This window comes from Paenibacillus sp. LPE1-1-1.1 (genome assembly GCF_040676435.1).
Taxonomy (GTDB): Bacteria; Bacillota; Bacilli; order Paenibacillales; family Paenibacillaceae; genus Pristimantibacillus.
The window spans coordinates 1,838,248-1,852,634 of the sequence record NZ_JBEGHY010000001.1 but is presented as its reverse complement, the minus strand read 5'-3'; the positions used below and the strand labels follow the sequence as shown (position 1 = coordinate 1,852,634).

General features: G+C 52.7%; 14 protein-coding genes. 10 read left to right on the top strand and 4 right to left on the bottom strand.

Translation table 11 applies throughout. The features are described from left to right. Positions 1-89 precede the first annotated feature (89 nt). From MRBLPE1_RS08045 to MRBLPE1_RS08035, 3 genes are all read right to left on the bottom strand, one after another. Positions 90-1,469, bottom strand: coding sequence for a Glu/Leu/Phe/Val family dehydrogenase (locus MRBLPE1_RS08045; protein WP_364143773.1), 1,380 nt, complete (start codon positions 1,467-1,469; stop codon positions 90-92). 624 nt (positions 1,470-2,093) lie between these two features. Continuing rightward, positions 2,094-3,383 carry a glycoside hydrolase family 27 protein gene (locus MRBLPE1_RS08040; protein WP_364143771.1) on the bottom strand — a complete coding sequence of 430 codons (1,290 nt, stop codon included), beginning with the start codon at positions 3,381-3,383 and terminating at the stop codon, positions 2,094-2,096. 108 nt (positions 3,384-3,491) lie between these two features. Beyond that, complete coding sequence (locus tag MRBLPE1_RS08035) at positions 3,492-4,376, bottom strand: AraC family transcriptional regulator (RefSeq protein ID WP_364143770.1); 885 nt, start codon at positions 4,374-4,376, stop codon at positions 3,492-3,494. A gap of 37 nt (positions 4,377-4,413) precedes the next feature. Here MRBLPE1_RS08035 and MRBLPE1_RS08030 point away from each other — a divergent pair, with 37 nt between their 5' ends. Further along, entirely contained in the window at positions 4,414-4,860 is a 447-nt protein-coding gene (locus tag MRBLPE1_RS08030) for a gamma-glutamylcyclotransferase family protein (RefSeq protein WP_364143768.1), read from the top strand. 68 nt (positions 4,861-4,928) lie between these two features. On the opposite strand, the gene MRBLPE1_RS08025 is transcribed toward MRBLPE1_RS08030, so the two are convergent. Continuing rightward, complete coding sequence (locus MRBLPE1_RS08025) at positions 4,929-5,081, bottom strand: hypothetical protein (protein ID WP_364143765.1); 153 nt, start codon at positions 5,079-5,081, stop codon at positions 4,929-4,931. Between the two features lie 168 nt (positions 5,082-5,249). On the opposite strand from MRBLPE1_RS08025, the gene MRBLPE1_RS08020 reads away from it, so the two are divergent. The 9 genes from MRBLPE1_RS08020 (at position 5,250) to MRBLPE1_RS07980 (ending at position 14,285) form a co-directional block, all read left to right on the top strand. Beyond that, positions 5,250-6,671 (top strand): copper resistance D family protein, encoded by a 1,422-nt coding sequence (locus tag MRBLPE1_RS08020; RefSeq protein ID WP_364143762.1) that lies wholly within the window; start codon positions 5,250-5,252, stop codon positions 6,669-6,671. A 19-nt stretch (positions 6,672-6,690) separates the two neighbouring features. Then, entirely contained in the window at positions 6,691-7,548 is an 858-nt protein-coding gene (locus tag MRBLPE1_RS08015) for a sensor histidine kinase (protein ID WP_364143760.1), read from the top strand. Then, complete coding sequence (locus tag MRBLPE1_RS08010; protein ID WP_364143759.1) at positions 7,545-8,246, top strand: response regulator transcription factor; 702 nt, start codon at positions 7,545-7,547, stop codon at positions 8,244-8,246. Before MRBLPE1_RS08015 ends, MRBLPE1_RS08010 begins: the two co-directional genes overlap by 4 nt. 145 nt (positions 8,247-8,391) lie before the next feature. After that, on the top strand, positions 8,392-8,880 hold the full coding sequence (locus MRBLPE1_RS08005) for an ATP-binding protein (RefSeq protein WP_364143758.1): 489 nt from the start codon (positions 8,392-8,394) through the stop codon (positions 8,878-8,880). Then, positions 8,877-9,221: an STAS domain-containing protein gene (locus MRBLPE1_RS08000; RefSeq protein ID WP_364143755.1), complete on the top strand. Its 345-nt coding sequence runs from the start codon at positions 8,877-8,879 to the stop codon at positions 9,219-9,221. The genes MRBLPE1_RS08005 and MRBLPE1_RS08000 overlap by 4 nt, the downstream gene beginning before the upstream one ends. A gap of 37 nt (positions 9,222-9,258) precedes the next feature. Continuing rightward, a complete protein-coding gene (locus MRBLPE1_RS07995; protein ID WP_364143752.1) occupies positions 9,259-10,494 on the top strand; it encodes a PP2C family protein-serine/threonine phosphatase in 1,236 nt (411 codons plus the stop codon). A gap of 31 nt (positions 10,495-10,525) precedes the next feature. After that, positions 10,526-12,736, top strand: a complete 2,211-nt coding sequence (locus tag MRBLPE1_RS07990) for an AAA family ATPase (protein ID WP_364143749.1) — start codon at positions 10,526-10,528, stop codon at positions 12,734-12,736. Between the two features lie 180 nt (positions 12,737-12,916). Beyond that, positions 12,917-13,495, top strand: a complete 579-nt coding sequence (locus tag MRBLPE1_RS07985) for a DUF4255 domain-containing protein (protein WP_364143747.1) — start codon at positions 12,917-12,919, stop codon at positions 13,493-13,495. Between the two features lies 1 nt (position 13,496). After that, complete coding sequence (locus tag MRBLPE1_RS07980; RefSeq protein ID WP_364143745.1) at positions 13,497-14,285, top strand: hypothetical protein; 789 nt, start codon at positions 13,497-13,499, stop codon at positions 14,283-14,285. Positions 14,286-14,387: the final 102 nt, after the last annotated feature.

The window sequence follows — 14,387 nt, the reverse complement described above, 5'->3', positions numbered from 1 at the left end:
CGGTAAAACGTAAACAGGGGTAAAGCGTAAAAACGGGAAGGGCCATTCCTTGGCAGCAGGTGCTGCCGGAGGAACGGCCCTTTCATGCTTCAAAAAAGCTTGCCTTGGCGGTAGAGCACGGTGGAAAGCTTCATGACGGCATGATTATAGCAGTTTTGACGAAGCGGGAACGGATCCCCGAAGAAAGCAGGCAAAATGATGTTTAATGTCTTTTGCATTTTTTCGTATAGCATTTGATGCACCTGTTCTTCACCAAAAAATTGGGTTTCTCTGCCTTGAAGCCATTCGAAGTAGGATACGATAACGCCGCCTGCGTTTGCCAAAATATCCGGAATGATGATCGTCCCTTTAGCGGTCAAAGCTTCATCAGCCTCGCCCGTCACAGGCGCATTGGCGCCTTCCACGATGATTCGGGCCTTGATCATCTCTGCGTTGTCTTTGTGGACCTGCTCCTCCAGGGCGGCAAGGATGAGAACATCGACATTCAAATAGAGGACGTCTTCGCGACCGAGAATATGCGCTTTGATTTTAAACTCGGACAGAGCAGCTTCCGTAGAAGGCAGATCCCCTTGATGGAGGTTCGCGTAATCGATCAAGGCTGGGACGGAAAGGCCGTCTGGATTGTACAGCGTGACGTTGCGGTCGCTGACAGCGACTACTTTGTTTTGCAGGCGGGAGCATTTATACGCTTCCAGCGCAGCGACGGAGCCGACGTTGCCGAAGCCCTGTATGGCAATAGAAAGCGGCTTATCGGCAAGGGTGAGCGCCGTCTGCACGAATGGGTTCGAGCTGCCTGCAAGCCAGCTGCTTTGGGCTTTAAGAAAATCATAAAGCATATAGCGGAAGGTGAAATAAACGCCTTTGCCGGTTGCTTCCCTGCGGCCCAGCGAACCGCCGTTGATGACGCTTTTGCCGGTAAAGCTGCCGAGGTATGGCTGACCGGGATGAATGCTTTTGTACTCTGACATCATCCAGTCCATCTCGCGCTCGCCCGTTCCCATATCCGGGGCCGGGATGTCTTTGTCAGGGCCGAGCACGTCGCTGAAGTATTGCACGTATTTTTTGCAAATGAGATAAAGCTCTTTGGCAGAATAGGAACGCGGATTGATGACGACTCCGCCTTTGCCGCCGCCGAAGGGAACCTCATGCAGGGCATTTTTGAGCGTCATCAGCGCAGCGAGATTCGTGACCTCTTCTTCGCTGACGGATTCGTGAAACCGAATGCCGCCCTTATAGGGCCCTAGAGTATCGTTATGCTGAATGCGGTAAGCCGGGATGCGCACGACATTGCCGTTGTCGACGGTTATGCGCAAAAAGGCTTTATGTACTTTATTGGGCGTGGAAAGGATGGCGGCCAGCGATAAAAAGGCTTGCTCGCGTGCTTGCTCTTGCAAATTCGGTAAAAATGCGGGGTCTCCCATTAATGCGTTTAAGGATTGCTGTACGATGGCTCCAGTTTGGCTTGCCATAACTAAACGACCTCCTTCATGTTCAGGAATGAGATGCTTACCATGCGGAAATATCGCAGCGCATGTGAATTCTAACTGTAACATATTGGAACAGGTAAACCAAAGATTCGGAGCGAAAATCGCCCGAATTGGAAATGAGGCGGTAAAATGGAGCGATTGTGCGGAGGCGGCTTGGTTAGGCGGGCTAGGCTTGCTGATAAATTAACTGGAAAAACCCCCGTTAATATGCTGCTAGGTAGCTCAACAGACTAATTAACTGGAATTTCTCCAGTTAATTTCATGCTAAACGCTCGATTGCGATGGAAACTCGGAATTTAACTGGAGTTTTTCCATGTATATGCCGTTTGAGGCGGAGAGAACTCCAATTAACGGGAGAAATTCCCGTTAATTGGAACGAGTGCGCGGAGGAGGCGTCTTGGTTGAGCTGGGCTTTGCTAGGGTTACAAATTAACCGAAAAAACTCCCGTTAATTCTCCGCTGGTTCCTATGTTTTGACTGCATTTCGTAAGAAGGCCTCCATTAAAGAACTAGAGTAAATACAAAAAAACCGGTTAAGCACGCATCCGACGTGTTTAACCGGTTTTTATTTGACGCTTGCTCTTGCAAGCGATACCCCATAAGAGACTAAGTTAGCTTGAGCAATAGAGAGCCGTGAGGCGGCAGCGGGAACGAAAGCTCGTTCATGCTTCCTAGGTCCTTGCGCGCCCAAAGGTCGCGAACCTGCGGCGCAGCGGTCAGGCCAAGCTGCTCCAAAGTAACCGTAACCGTATCTTCCTGCTCGCCGGCGTTGAATAAAGCAACGTAGTTCACGCCGGCCTCATCCTGCGCAGTCCAAGCTATGCGCTCCTGATCACGGTACAACTGGCGGGCGCCTCGGCCATTGCGATGCAGAGACAGCACTTCTTCATTCGTCAGCAGCGCCAATGTCCAATCGTCATTATCTCGCATTTCCCCGCCGAACATGAGCGGCGACCGGAAAATCGACCATAGCGACATCATCGTTACCTGCTCGTCCCGCGTAAATCTTGTCCAGCGGTCGCTGCCCCCGCCATCAACCGAGCGGATGCCGAGATGTCCGAGCGGAAGCATATCGCAGTCGGGCCACGCGCCTTCAGCCACATGAGGCGCCCATTTCTCGCAGCGTTCAAACATCTCGTGGAGCAAATGCCAAAGATCCCAATAATCGTCGGTCATGCGCCACATGTTCGCGTGGTCCGCAAGCGCCTCTGCATGCTCCAATGGCGCAGGTCCAGGCGAGAGGCTGAGGACCATTGGCCTGCCGCACTGCTCGATGGCATGATGAATGAGTTTGATTTCATCCAAATGAATGCCGTACAGCCTGGATGCCGCGATATCGTCCACTTTGACGAAATCCACGCCCCAAGAAGCGTACAGATCAAATAAGGAATTGTAATACTGCTGCGCCCCTTCCTTGGAAGCATCGACGCCGTACATGTCGGTATTCCACGGGCAGATGGAGTTCGGATGGGCGATCTGGCGAGCAGTCGCATCCGAGCCAAGGATTTTGGTGTCCGCATGAACCGCTTGGCGCGGGATGCCCCGCATAATATGAATGCCGAATTTCAGTCCCAGCGAGTGGACGTAATCCGCAAGCGCTTTAAAGCCTCCGCCGTCCGCAGCCGAGGGAAACCGGTTAACGGCGGGCTGCAGCCGGGAATACTCGTCCATTTCAAGCGGCACGAAAGGGCGGTATTGGGAGGAATTCGCTCCCGGCTCATACCACTGGATGTCTACAACGACATAGTCCCAGCCAAATGCCTTCAGATATTCAGCCATATACGCTGCATTTCCGCGAACCTCGTCTTCCCTTACGCTGGCGCCGTAGCAATCCCAGCTGTTCCAGCCCATAGGCGGCGTTGCGGCATATTGATGGTGTTTAGTAGCATTAGTCATTAAATTCGTCCTCCCATATCGTTATATTGCTCTATGCAATAATCGTAAAACGAAACAGCAGACCCTGACTAGCACAATTTATTGCGTTAACATGTAAAATATTGCTCTCTAATCGAACTGTAGACGGTCAATGGACGGAAGCTCTTTCGCCAAGCGGAAATCAGCCGGAGGAAAGCCGACGCGGCTGCGAAATACTTTGCTGAAGTAGCTGCCGCTGGAGTAGCCTACGGCATAGGCGATGTCCTCGACGGACAGGCTGCTGCTTCGGAGCAGATGAACCGCCTTCTCGATCCGCAGCTTCGTGACGTAATCCATTGGCGAGATGCCTGTCGTCTTGGTGAACATTCGCGTAAAATAATACTTTGAAAGCCCTGCAGCGAATGCGACGTCATCCAGGCTTTGCAGTCGATGGTATTCCGCCTCCATATAGGCGGCTGCCTGCTTGATTTGCTGCGGCCAGTTCGCTTTTTCTTGCTGCTGAAGCGTACTCGATTGGAGCAGCTCCATGATCAAGCGGTAAATAAGCGCCGATGCTTGATAGCTGTTCTGTATTCGGTTACCTCTTGCTTCTGTATATAGTGCCTTCAGTGTGTGGATGACTGCGCTCGAGGAATCGAAGCTTGGCGTGACGCCAACGGCTTGCAGCAGCTCAGCCCAAAGATTTTGCAAATGCTGCTGGCGGAATAATACAAAATAAAAGGACCAGTGGTCGCTTAAACGGGGCAGGCAATAGTGATGGTCTCCGGGAATTTCAGCCAAAAAGGCGGTTCCGGAATGAATGTCGTACGTTTCTTTCCCAAGCCTGAATTGCCCAAAGCCGGATACGGTGTATTGGAACAAATAGAGCGGTCCGTCAATGCGTTTCATGCCGTCCCAATAATAATCGGCATCCGTTACTTCTTGATAACCCGTGGCAAACAGCTGATAGATCGGAAGCGCGGGCGAGTCCTGAAAACGGTAGCCGTATACGCCGTAAGGCTGCTGGATTACCATGATATTAAGCACCTCCAAGCAAGCAGGATGTAATAGGGTGAATGAATGGATAAGGAAGGAGATGAGAGCAATACCTCTAATTAACGTTTTTATATACGGTTCGCTGCTGCCCGGCCAAAGCAACCATGAGGTCGTTTCAGCCTATGCTGCATCCTCAAAGCCGGGCCGGATATCCGGCAGGCTCGTGGATTGCGGCGCTTATCCGGCAGCCGTGCGGGACGAAATCGCCTTCGGTCGCAATAGTATTATACGCGGTCTATGGATCACCGTCGATAGAGAGGGACTTGCCGCGATGGATAGGCTGGAGGAATTTTACGGTGCAGAAGAATTAAATGACTATGAGCGGATTTGGGTTCGTGACGCCGCGGACCGGAAGGTCTCCGGCTGGGTCTACGTATGGGAATCGGACAGGGGCAGTCCCAGCGTGGAAGAGGATTATTGGCCGGATTTTTACGCGCACAAAATAGGCACGGCAAATAAATAAAGGCATCGGTCCGATGCCTGGCAAGCGCAGGGAGGGACCGTGCCTCTATTTATCATTCAGCCGCAAGTTTACTTCGATTCATCTTCGTGGTCTGCCGAGTACGCAATGAGCGCCACATCCGTCCCGTAGGCGTCGGTCAATTGCTGCTCGAGCTTACGTATGGCATCCAGCGCATCGCTTTGGCCGCCAAGCTCGGCAATTCGATAATCCTTGTCCATCACAAGGTTCACATCCTTTTGTATTTGTTTTACTTGTAGAATGAACCTGAATTCCTTCATCTATACGCTTGTTAGGAAAGATCCGGATATCCGGCATACTTTCCGGCAATTGTTCTTTTGGCAGCGGTCGAGTACACTGAAGCAGAATGACATAAAGGGAAGTGACATCAGTTGGGTACTATTCAGACATGCATGGAAAAACGAACTTCAGTTAGCCGTAAAAACGAGACGGCAATCTACATGCTCGCTATCGTGCTTTTGATTGCCGGATTGCTTTGGATCATGCCGGCGCAGGCATTTGCGGAGCCGCTGACCGGGAACGATGCGGTATCCTTCGACCCGCACGAGCAGGTAGGCCATCCGCATTCGACCGATGCGAATGCGGACGCGGACGCCGATGAAGGGATTACCGTTCAGCAGGCGTTGTTTTTTACCGTTAGAGCGATTTATTATTTTGCGTTTATGCTTGCTGCCGGCATCATGCTTTGGTCGATTGCGATTCCCGGGGAATCGAATCACATCCAGCGTAAGCTTATCGATAAATGGGGGATCTTTTCATTAAGAGGGCTGCTGCTTGCTGTTCTTCTTTTCGTGTTCGTCCATATCAGCCAGCTGTTGAAGGGATATGAGGACAGCAGCCCGAATGAATGGCTCCGTATCTTAACGGAGACTGCAACCGGGCAATCATGGCTTGCTCTCATCGTGCTTTCGCTGCTAGGCTTTGCCATCCTGCGTAGGGATGATTCTATCAAAATCATTTGGGCATTGCTGCTCGCAGCCGCTGAAAGCTTCAACGGCCATGTCAATGCCCTTCCAAACAATACGCTGGCGATCGTGCTCGATTTCGTACATATCGTATGCTCTGCCCTATGGGCAGGCGGCCTGCTTCTGCTTTTGCTATTCTGGCGGGCAGACCGCAAGGAGGCCGGAAGATTTGCGGAGCGGTTTACGCGAGCCGCATGGCTGACTATTCTGCTGCTGACGGCAAGCGGTACCTTGATGACGGTGCTGCTGCTGCCTTCGTGGCGGTATTTGATTTATACGGGCTGGGGCAACATGCTTATGGCGAAAGCCGTATTGGTGCTGCTGATTGCATGCGCCGGCTTCCTGCTGCGCATGCGTGCCAAGCGGCAAAAGCTGCCAAGCGGCAAGCTCTTGAAATGGGACGGGCTGATGATGGCTATGGTGCTGGTCTTGGTGAGTATCTTCACCTATGTGAGCCCGGTTCCGGACACGGAGCCGTTTTACTATCACAAAATGGGCGAATCGCTCCATTACACGATAAATATTACGCCAAATGGACCGGGTCCAAACCGGATTGCGTTAAAGATATGGCTGCCGGAGCAGCTTGGCGCGCCGGCTTCCGTGCGGCTTCTGCTTCGCTCCCCCGATCATCCGAAGCAAAAACCCATTGAAGTTCCTCTCCAAAGCGACAACAGCGAGGATTACAATGCCTTTCCCGGCTTTACCGAAACCGATTATGAATCAAGCAAGGTTGATCTGCCAACGCGGGGGGCATGGGAAGCAGATCTCATTATAAAGGACAAGTCCGATACGGAATCCAGACAGACGATTTCATTCCGCAATGATTAACGGGGGAGGAGGAAGGACCATGTCGTATAAATGGTTAAAATGGCTGATTTTATGGATTCCGACCGTTGCGATTGGTCTATGGGAATATTTGCGCCATACGCTCCTTCTTCCTTTCATATCGATGGATCTCGGCAATTTATTGGCGCCAGTATTTGTCTTCGCCATTACGCTTACGCTGCTGCGGGCATTATTTGCGAAATTGGAGAACATGCAAGAAACGCTGCAGCGTGAACGGATTGTGAAAGCAGCTTTTGAGGAGCGCGAGCAGCTTGCGCGCGAGCTCCATGACGGGATATCGCAGTCGCTCTTTATGCTTTCGGTTAAGCTGGACAAGCTGGAACGGGCAAAAACGGCGGCCGATGCGCAGCTAACGACGGATCAAATTAGAAAGACAGTCCGGCATGTCTATGATGATGTCAGGCAGTCGATTGCCAATTTGCATGATGCGCCTCTTCGAGCGGATATGTCGTGGATGCAGAGCATCCATCATTTAACGGAGGAAATGGCTCAAACCTGCGGCATTCGCACAAAGGTCGAATGGGAGGTACAGGATGGCTTGTTCACGCCTAAACAGAAGGTCGAGCTGCTGGCGATTATGCGCGAAGCGCTGATGAATGTCCAGAAGCATGCTAAAGCGGAGCATATCCACATTCGTTGCGAAAGCGAGTTCAACCCGGAGGTAAAGCAAAGCCTCTTCCGCTGTCTTATCGTCGATGACGGTATCGGGGCAGCGCCGGAGAAGCTTTTTGAAAAAGGAAAATACGGCGTGAAAATGATGCAGGAACGGGCAGAGGCATTGGGCTGGAGCGTAACGGTTCAGCAGAGAAAGCCTCAAGGCACGACGATAGAAATCAGCGGCAGGAGCGGGTCAAAATGAGCGAAACAGCGGTTCAGGTACGTGTTTTTTTGGTAGACGACCATCCTCACGGACGTGAAGGCATGCGAGATATCGTGATGAGTGACGACTCTTTTACAGTAATCGGAGAAGCGGCAAGCGGCGAGGAAGCAATAGCCGTCATAGAAGACATGAAGCCGGATTTGGTGTTGATGGATATCAATATGCCCGGTATGGGCGGCCTAGAGGCGACGCAGCAGCTCAAGCTTCTTATGCCTTCTTTGAAGATAGTAATGGTTACGGTATCGGATGAGATTACGAATTTGTTTGAGGCGATAAAGCGCGGGGCGCAGGGCTATCTTCTAAAAAATCTGGCTCCATCCGCATGGCTCGAATATTTGCGGGCCATTTCTTTGGATGAAGCGCCGATGTCGAAGGAACTTGCTTTCCGGCTGCTTCAAGAGTTTTCGGCAAACAAACCAAAAGAAGCAAAGAGGCTTGCGAGCAAGCCGCAGAGATTGGATAAAGATGCCGAGATGATAACCACTCCGCTTACGGAACGGGAAAAAGAGGTGCTCGAGCGAGTGGCGACGGGCGCTTCGAACCGCGAGATTGCAGGCGAGCTGGGCTTGTCTGAGCACACCGTCAAAAATCATCTCAAAAACATTTTGCAAAAGCTGCATCTGGACAATCGGGTTCAATTGACAAGATACGCCTTTGAACAGGGTATGGTCGAATAAAGCGGATTTATGTCGAAAGTGCCGTGAAATCATTTCGACAGCATTAGCAGGATTCCCGCAAGTTTCGTAGAACTACTAGATTCGTATCGAATAGCCTGAATTGGCTTAAGAGCGGATAGGCCAGTTGCAAATGGGGGGGTAGTGAATGTCGAACGATTGGCAATTTCCCATCGATCGCGAAATTAAGCTATGCAATCGGATGGATGAGCTTCAGCGACTAAACGAAGGACTTGAAGCAATCGGCGCCGAAGTCGGCTGGCCGGAGCGTACGGTTCTCGACCTGTCCCTGGCATGTGAGGAGCTTGTCGTCAACATCGTGAATTATGGCTTTCCGTCAGGGGGAGAGCATCATATTGACGTCATGATCCAAGCCTCTCCGAGCAGCGTAGAAGTGAGAATAGAAGACGGAGGCGTACCCTTCAACCCTTTGCAGGAAGCGGACCCGCTGGCATTGCTGGAGCTTGAGCTGGAGGACCGTCCCATCGGGGGATTGGGTATTTTTTTTGTGAAACGGCTAATGGATGACATTCATTACGAATATGCGGGCGGGCTTAACCGCTTTCGCATGTGGAAGCAATTAGGTTTCAAGGACAAAAACGACGATCGAGAGCAAGCGGGAGGAAATAATAAATGAATATAGAAGCAACCGAGCTGAACGGAGTCACGGTCATTCCATTAGAAGGCAGGCTGGACGGCAACAATGCCACTGTTGCGGAGCAAGCCTTCTTGAAGCTTTTCGCGGAAGGCAAGCAGCAATTTATTTTTGATTTTACGAACCTGCAATACATAAGCAGCGCGGGACTCCGCGTTATTCTGGTAGCGGCCAAAAAGCTGAGAGCCTCCAAGGGACGGATGGTATGCGCTTGCCTTGGCGAGCAGGTCTATGACGTATTCGAAATGTCAGGCTTTACGACGATATTGGAGATGGCGGCAACGCGCGAAGAGGCGCTCGAGAAAATAGGAGCCGGCGCATAATGATTTTTGGGCAGAAGCTAGAAAGGCGGTACCGATCTTGTCAGGACTCTATTTAGTTATCGGTGCTGCGGCCCTATGCGCTGCGGCATATCTGCTTGTTCTCAACCGCCGCCTTGCCGCTAAGTTAAAGCGCGCGGAAATGCTGTTCGACTTAAGCACGAAGGTCCACTCGTCCCTTCATAAGCCCGAGCTGCTTGACTCGGTAAGCGAGGCAGCGAGGCAGCTCATATTCGCCGATGAGGCAGCCGTTGGTTTTGCCTATGAACCCGATCTTCCGGGGGAAAAGGATTTGAATTTCAATGAACGGGCGAGCAAAGGCAGCATCGTCGGCGGAACGGTTACCGTGCCGATGGTAGCCAGGGGACGCAGGGTAGGCGTGCTGGAAGCGACGGCGAAGAACGGCAGGGTGCCGTTCAAAGAACACGATCTTGAAACGCTGGCGAAGTATGCGGGCCCGCTTGCGCTCGCGCTCGATAACGCAAGGCTTTATGAGGCGCTGGAGGAATCGGTCAATGAGCTCCAGATCGCAACGCAGCTTAAGGACCGTTTGGAAAATGAGCTCCAAATTGCCGGAAGCATTCAGCTCAGCTTTCTGCCGACGACGATGCCATCGGCGAATGAGCCGTTTGACGTGTGCGCGCTCTTGAAGTCGGCGAAGGAAGTCGGCGGCGATTTTTATAACTTTTTCAAAATCGACGACAACCATCTTTTCTTTACGCTCGGAGACGTATCCGACAAAGGAATACCTGCGGCGCTGTTCATGGCGATGACGCTGTCGCTCATCAAAGGGAAAATGAATTCGGATCTATCGCCTGGCGAGCTGCTGGAGAAGGTGAACGATGAGCTGTGTACGGACAATGCGCAGCTGTTCGCAACGATCGTATGCGGCGTGCTGAACATCGTAACCGGCGAGGTTGTGCTGAGCGATGGCGGACATTGCACGCCTTACATTGTTAAAGAAGACGGAACCGTACTGCCGATTAAGCTGCCTAAGGGCATTCCGCTGGGCTCCTTCCCGGAATTCACGTACAGGGACCAGACGATTGAGCTGGAACGCGGGGACCGGTTCGTACTCTATACGGATGGCATTACCGAGGCTGAAAATGCGTCTCAAGAGCAGTACTCTACCAACCGCCTGCAGCAGTTTTTGTCGCAAACCTCCGGCTATTCCAGTGCGGAAATTATTGATGCGCTGCTGATGGACGTTTTTATGTTCGCGGACGGCGCGCCGCAATCCGATGATATTGCGGTATTATGCCTAATGCGCCGATAAGCGCAATGCACTTCGATAAGGGTGAACGATCATGCGATTATATGAAACAGGATTAGAATATTTACGTGACGAGCTCGCCGTGCTGGAGCGGGGAATGCGCATGCTGATCGCCGACTTTGAAAGCAAGGAGATGGACGGCCAGACTCCGATGTCGATGCGCGGTCTGATCGTTAGTCCGGCGGATATAGAACGCTCCCTCCAGGAAAGCGAGCCGCATGAGGAAGAGGATGCGCTTGCCTCGTTTAGAGGCTTTCGCATGGAGGCAGAGCAGGCATTTGCGCAGAACGTCAGTGACAGCATAAGCGAAGGGAGATGGCTCCCGTTCGCTTATTTGTCATGGAGCCTGCAGCTGAGCAATTGGGAGAAACGCTGTGTACTGTTATGCCTGGCATCCGAGCTGGATACCCGTTACGAGAGCTGGTTCGGCTATTTAAATGACGATGTCACGCTGCGGGTGCCTACGGCCGAGCTTGCGCTGAGATTGCTCGCGGACCGCGAGCAGGATACCGATCACGCAAGGCGGCTGCTCGCGGGTTATTCCACTTTAAGCAGATTCGTGCTTCGTACGGATAAAGGGGCAGCCGCCGCGGAGAGGAGCTCGCTCAAACAGCCGCTGCGCATGGATTCCCGTATCATTTCCTTTCTGCTGGAAACCGAGAAGCTTGATTCGAGAATTGCCGATATTTGCATTTTCTTTGGCGTGCAGGATCCTGCACCGATGCTGGCATTTGGCGAGGAGCTGCAAGACGGCTTACGGCAGGCCGTGCAGCTGGAGCGGAATCGTAACGTAAAACAGGCCTCGGATGAGCGGATTTCGAACCGGACGTTGCCGTTTATTCAGCTCAGCGGGCCCTCGGGCTCCGGCAAAAAGCTGCATGCCAGGCTGTTGGCCCAAGCATTGGAACAACCGCTGCTGCTGGTTAAGCTGGACAAGCTTGCGCGGGACGCGGAGGCCATGGCGGAGCAGCTGCGGCATGTGGTGCGGGAAGCGCTGCTGTCAGATGCGGCGCTCTGCGTGGATGAAGGCGCAGGCGAGGCTGCGGCGGCAGAGGGCTGGCCGATCCGGCTGGAGGCGATTCGCGCAGCGCTCGCTTCCTATTCCGAGGTATCGCGGCTTCCTGTCATCCTCTGGCTGACGCGGCTGGAAAGACGTTCATCGCAGCTTCCGGTACCTGCTTTCGCGGCGCTGATCAATCAAGCGGTTCACATTCCGGATGCCGAGACGCGTTTGCAGCTCTGGCAGCGCTGCAGCAACGAAGACGCGGATCAGGAGCTGCTGAAGCGCCTCGCCGACAAGTATGCCTTTACGGCCGGACAAATTGCGGGAATGAGTCTGCAGGCGGAGCGGCTTTCTGCCCGGAGAAAGCAAGCGATACCTACGCTTGACGATTACGCATCCGCCTCCAGAACGCAGGTTCAGCATCGGCTATCGGAGCTTGCGGAGAAGCAGAAGCTGGTTCGACAGTGGGATAATCTTATTCTTCCGGATGAGCCGCTTGAGCTGCTGAAGGATGCCTGCAGCAGGCATAAATACAGCGAAACCGTGTTTAACCGATGGGGATTTGGCCAGAAGCTCCCTTACGGGCGCGGCTTAAGCATGCTGTTTGCGGGTCCTCCCGGCACGGGCAAGACGATGGCTGCGGAGGTCGTTGCCGGAGAACTAGGACTTGAGCTATACCGCATTGATCTCTCCCGCGTCGTAAGCAAGTATATCGGCGAGACGGAGAAAAATTTGCGCGAGCTGTTTGCGGAAGCGGAGAACAGCGGCGCGATCCTGTTTTTCGATGAAGGAGATTCCTTGTTCGGCAAACGGACGGAAGTTAAGGATTCGAATGACCGGTTCGCTAATATGGAAGCGGCCTATTTGCTCCAGCGGATCGAGACCTTCGACGGCGTTTCTATCCTTGCGACGAACTTGCTCCAAAATATGGATGAAGCTTTTTTGCGCAGAATGCAGGTTATCGTGAAATTCCCGTTTCCGGATGCGGCGCAGCGCGAGCAAATATTCCGTTCGCTGCTGCCCAAAGAAGCACCGCTTGATCCGGATCTGGATTTGCCGTTTCTTGCGGCGCGCGTTGACGCGTCGGGCGGGCATATCAAAAATATCGTCTTGTCGGCAGCCTTTATGGCGGCGGCAGAGCAATCGCCGATCAGCATGCGTCATATGGTGCGGGCAACAAGGCAGGAACTTCATAAAATGGGGAAAATTGTCGTCAAGGAGTCCTTTGAGCCATACAATTAACAAATCTCTAATCGGCAGATTTTCATAGTGTGCGGGCATCAAATCATAAAAGTTCTACAATACGTGCGAAATTGACAAAAATTGAGTAATTTTGCATAGTCAATTGGTAATAGAGAAGCTATAATAGATTTCGTATACAAATATAGATATCATTATGTTTTTTTAGGGAGTGATAGGCCAATGGGAGGATATACGGTAATTGCGGATTTGGGAGCCAGCTTGCTGCGCTTGCTACGCGATCATCTTACGCCTGACCCTGTGCCTCGCCCTGACCTGATCGGCATGGCTTCGCCCCGTGATGCAGGCGATCTAGCGCTTTCCTTGTTTCTATTCAACGTTAAGGAAAATGGCGAAGCGCGTCGAACCGGCATGGTGGATCGTGGAGGCGTACTTCAATACCCGCCGCAGGCGCTGGATTTTTATTTTATGATGACAGCGCATTCCAATGCGGATCGATTGACTAAGTCGTTAGATGAGCATCGCATATTAGGTCGTGCGATGCAGGTGCTGTACGATAACGCCGTTCTGAGCGGCCCCTATCTGGAGGGCACGCTCGCGGAGAGCGGAAGCGCCATTAGACTGACTTTAATGAGCATGGAGGGCGAAGAGCTGATGAAGCTTTGGCAGTTCGGCGATTTGCCGTACAAGCTCTCTGTTGTCTACCGCGTGGGTCCTGTCATGCTGGATTCGAATCGGGTGAAGGCTGTTTCCCGTGTCGTCGAGCGCCATATCGTGCTTGAGGAAAAGGGCGGTGGCTGATTTGTCACGGCTTCGGTCCGTTAGCATTACACGCTGCTCGCTTGTCGTATCGCCTATCGACGTTTGGACAAGAAGGCTTCCAGCGCCCTCTGCGCTGACAGTTTCACTCGAAGGCGTCCATAAGAAGCCTATTCGCAAACCTGATGGAACTTATTTGTTCCTAGATCTTTCGCCAGGGAGCTATACGCTCACAGTTTCCTCATCTACGTTTATACCCTTTAAACAAAACATTGAAACAGCTTCGCTAAAAAAATTAAATCCGGTTGTCACCGTACCGCTTCTGCCTGGACCCGGCTATGCTTATCCCGCGGCTTCGACAGCGCTTGCATTTCCATTATGCGATGCGGCAGGGGCTCCCTGCGCCGGCGCCAAAGTATGGGCGTATGCCTGCGAGGATGCCGCAGCAAGAGCCCGTGTTGCCCAGGATTCACTCCTTGCGGGAGCAGAAATGGTTACCATCGGCCTATTGCAAGGACAGACGGCTGCCGGTGAGAGCCTGCTGCTTCGCGGACAAGGGAACGAAGAGCTTGTCCGCGTTGCCGAGGTATTGCCCGGGGGCGCGCTCAGGTTCGAGCAGCCGGTGAAAGAAAGCTACCGCAGGGGCGCATCGCTGCTGCCAGCGGTACAAACGCGCAGCGCGCATAACGGCAATGTCATCCTGCCGTTTCGCGGGACGCTGCCGCGCACCTTTACGGTTAAAGCATTCGCAGAAACCGAGCGAGGCAGCGCTGCGGCCGAGCTGACAGCGCGAGCCGGAGAAGTAATAACCGCGCAGGCCTTAATCCTTTAGTAGATTAAGAGGATTAGGAATACTGCCGCATTCCATTTGGTCTTGGGGTTGACACAGGAGAAGTGCGCCTGCCGTTACCTAATACATAAATAGATTCAGAGA

Bases quoted from the DNA above. Each gene is read 5' to 3' on its own strand.
- MRBLPE1_RS08010 (WP_364143759.1), top strand. From the start codon at position 7,545: ATGAGCGAAACAGCGGTTCAGGTACGTGTTTTTTTGGTAGACGACCAT.
- MRBLPE1_RS07990 (WP_364143749.1), top strand. From the start codon at position 10,526: ATGCGATTATATGAAACAGGATTAGAATATTTACGTGACGAGCTCGCC.
- MRBLPE1_RS08000 (WP_364143755.1), top strand. From the start codon at position 8,877: ATGAATATAGAAGCAACCGAGCTGAACGGAGTCACGGTCATTCCATTA.
- MRBLPE1_RS08015 (WP_364143760.1), top strand. From the start codon at position 6,691: ATGTCGTATAAATGGTTAAAATGGCTGATTTTATGGATTCCGACCGTT.
- MRBLPE1_RS08035 (WP_364143770.1), bottom strand. From the start codon at position 4,376: ATGGTAATCCAGCAGCCTTACGGCGTATACGGCTACCGTTTTCAGGAC.
- MRBLPE1_RS08045 (WP_364143773.1), bottom strand. From the start codon at position 1,469: ATGGCAAGCCAAACTGGAGCCATCGTACAGCAATCCTTAAACGCATTA.
- MRBLPE1_RS07985 (WP_364143747.1), top strand. From the start codon at position 12,917: ATGGGAGGATATACGGTAATTGCGGATTTGGGAGCCAGCTTGCTGCGC.
- MRBLPE1_RS08005 (WP_364143758.1), top strand. From the start codon at position 8,392: ATGTCGAACGATTGGCAATTTCCCATCGATCGCGAAATTAAGCTATGC.
- MRBLPE1_RS08040 (WP_364143771.1), bottom strand. From the start codon at position 3,383: ATGACTAATGCTACTAAACACCATCAATATGCCGCAACGCCGCCTATG.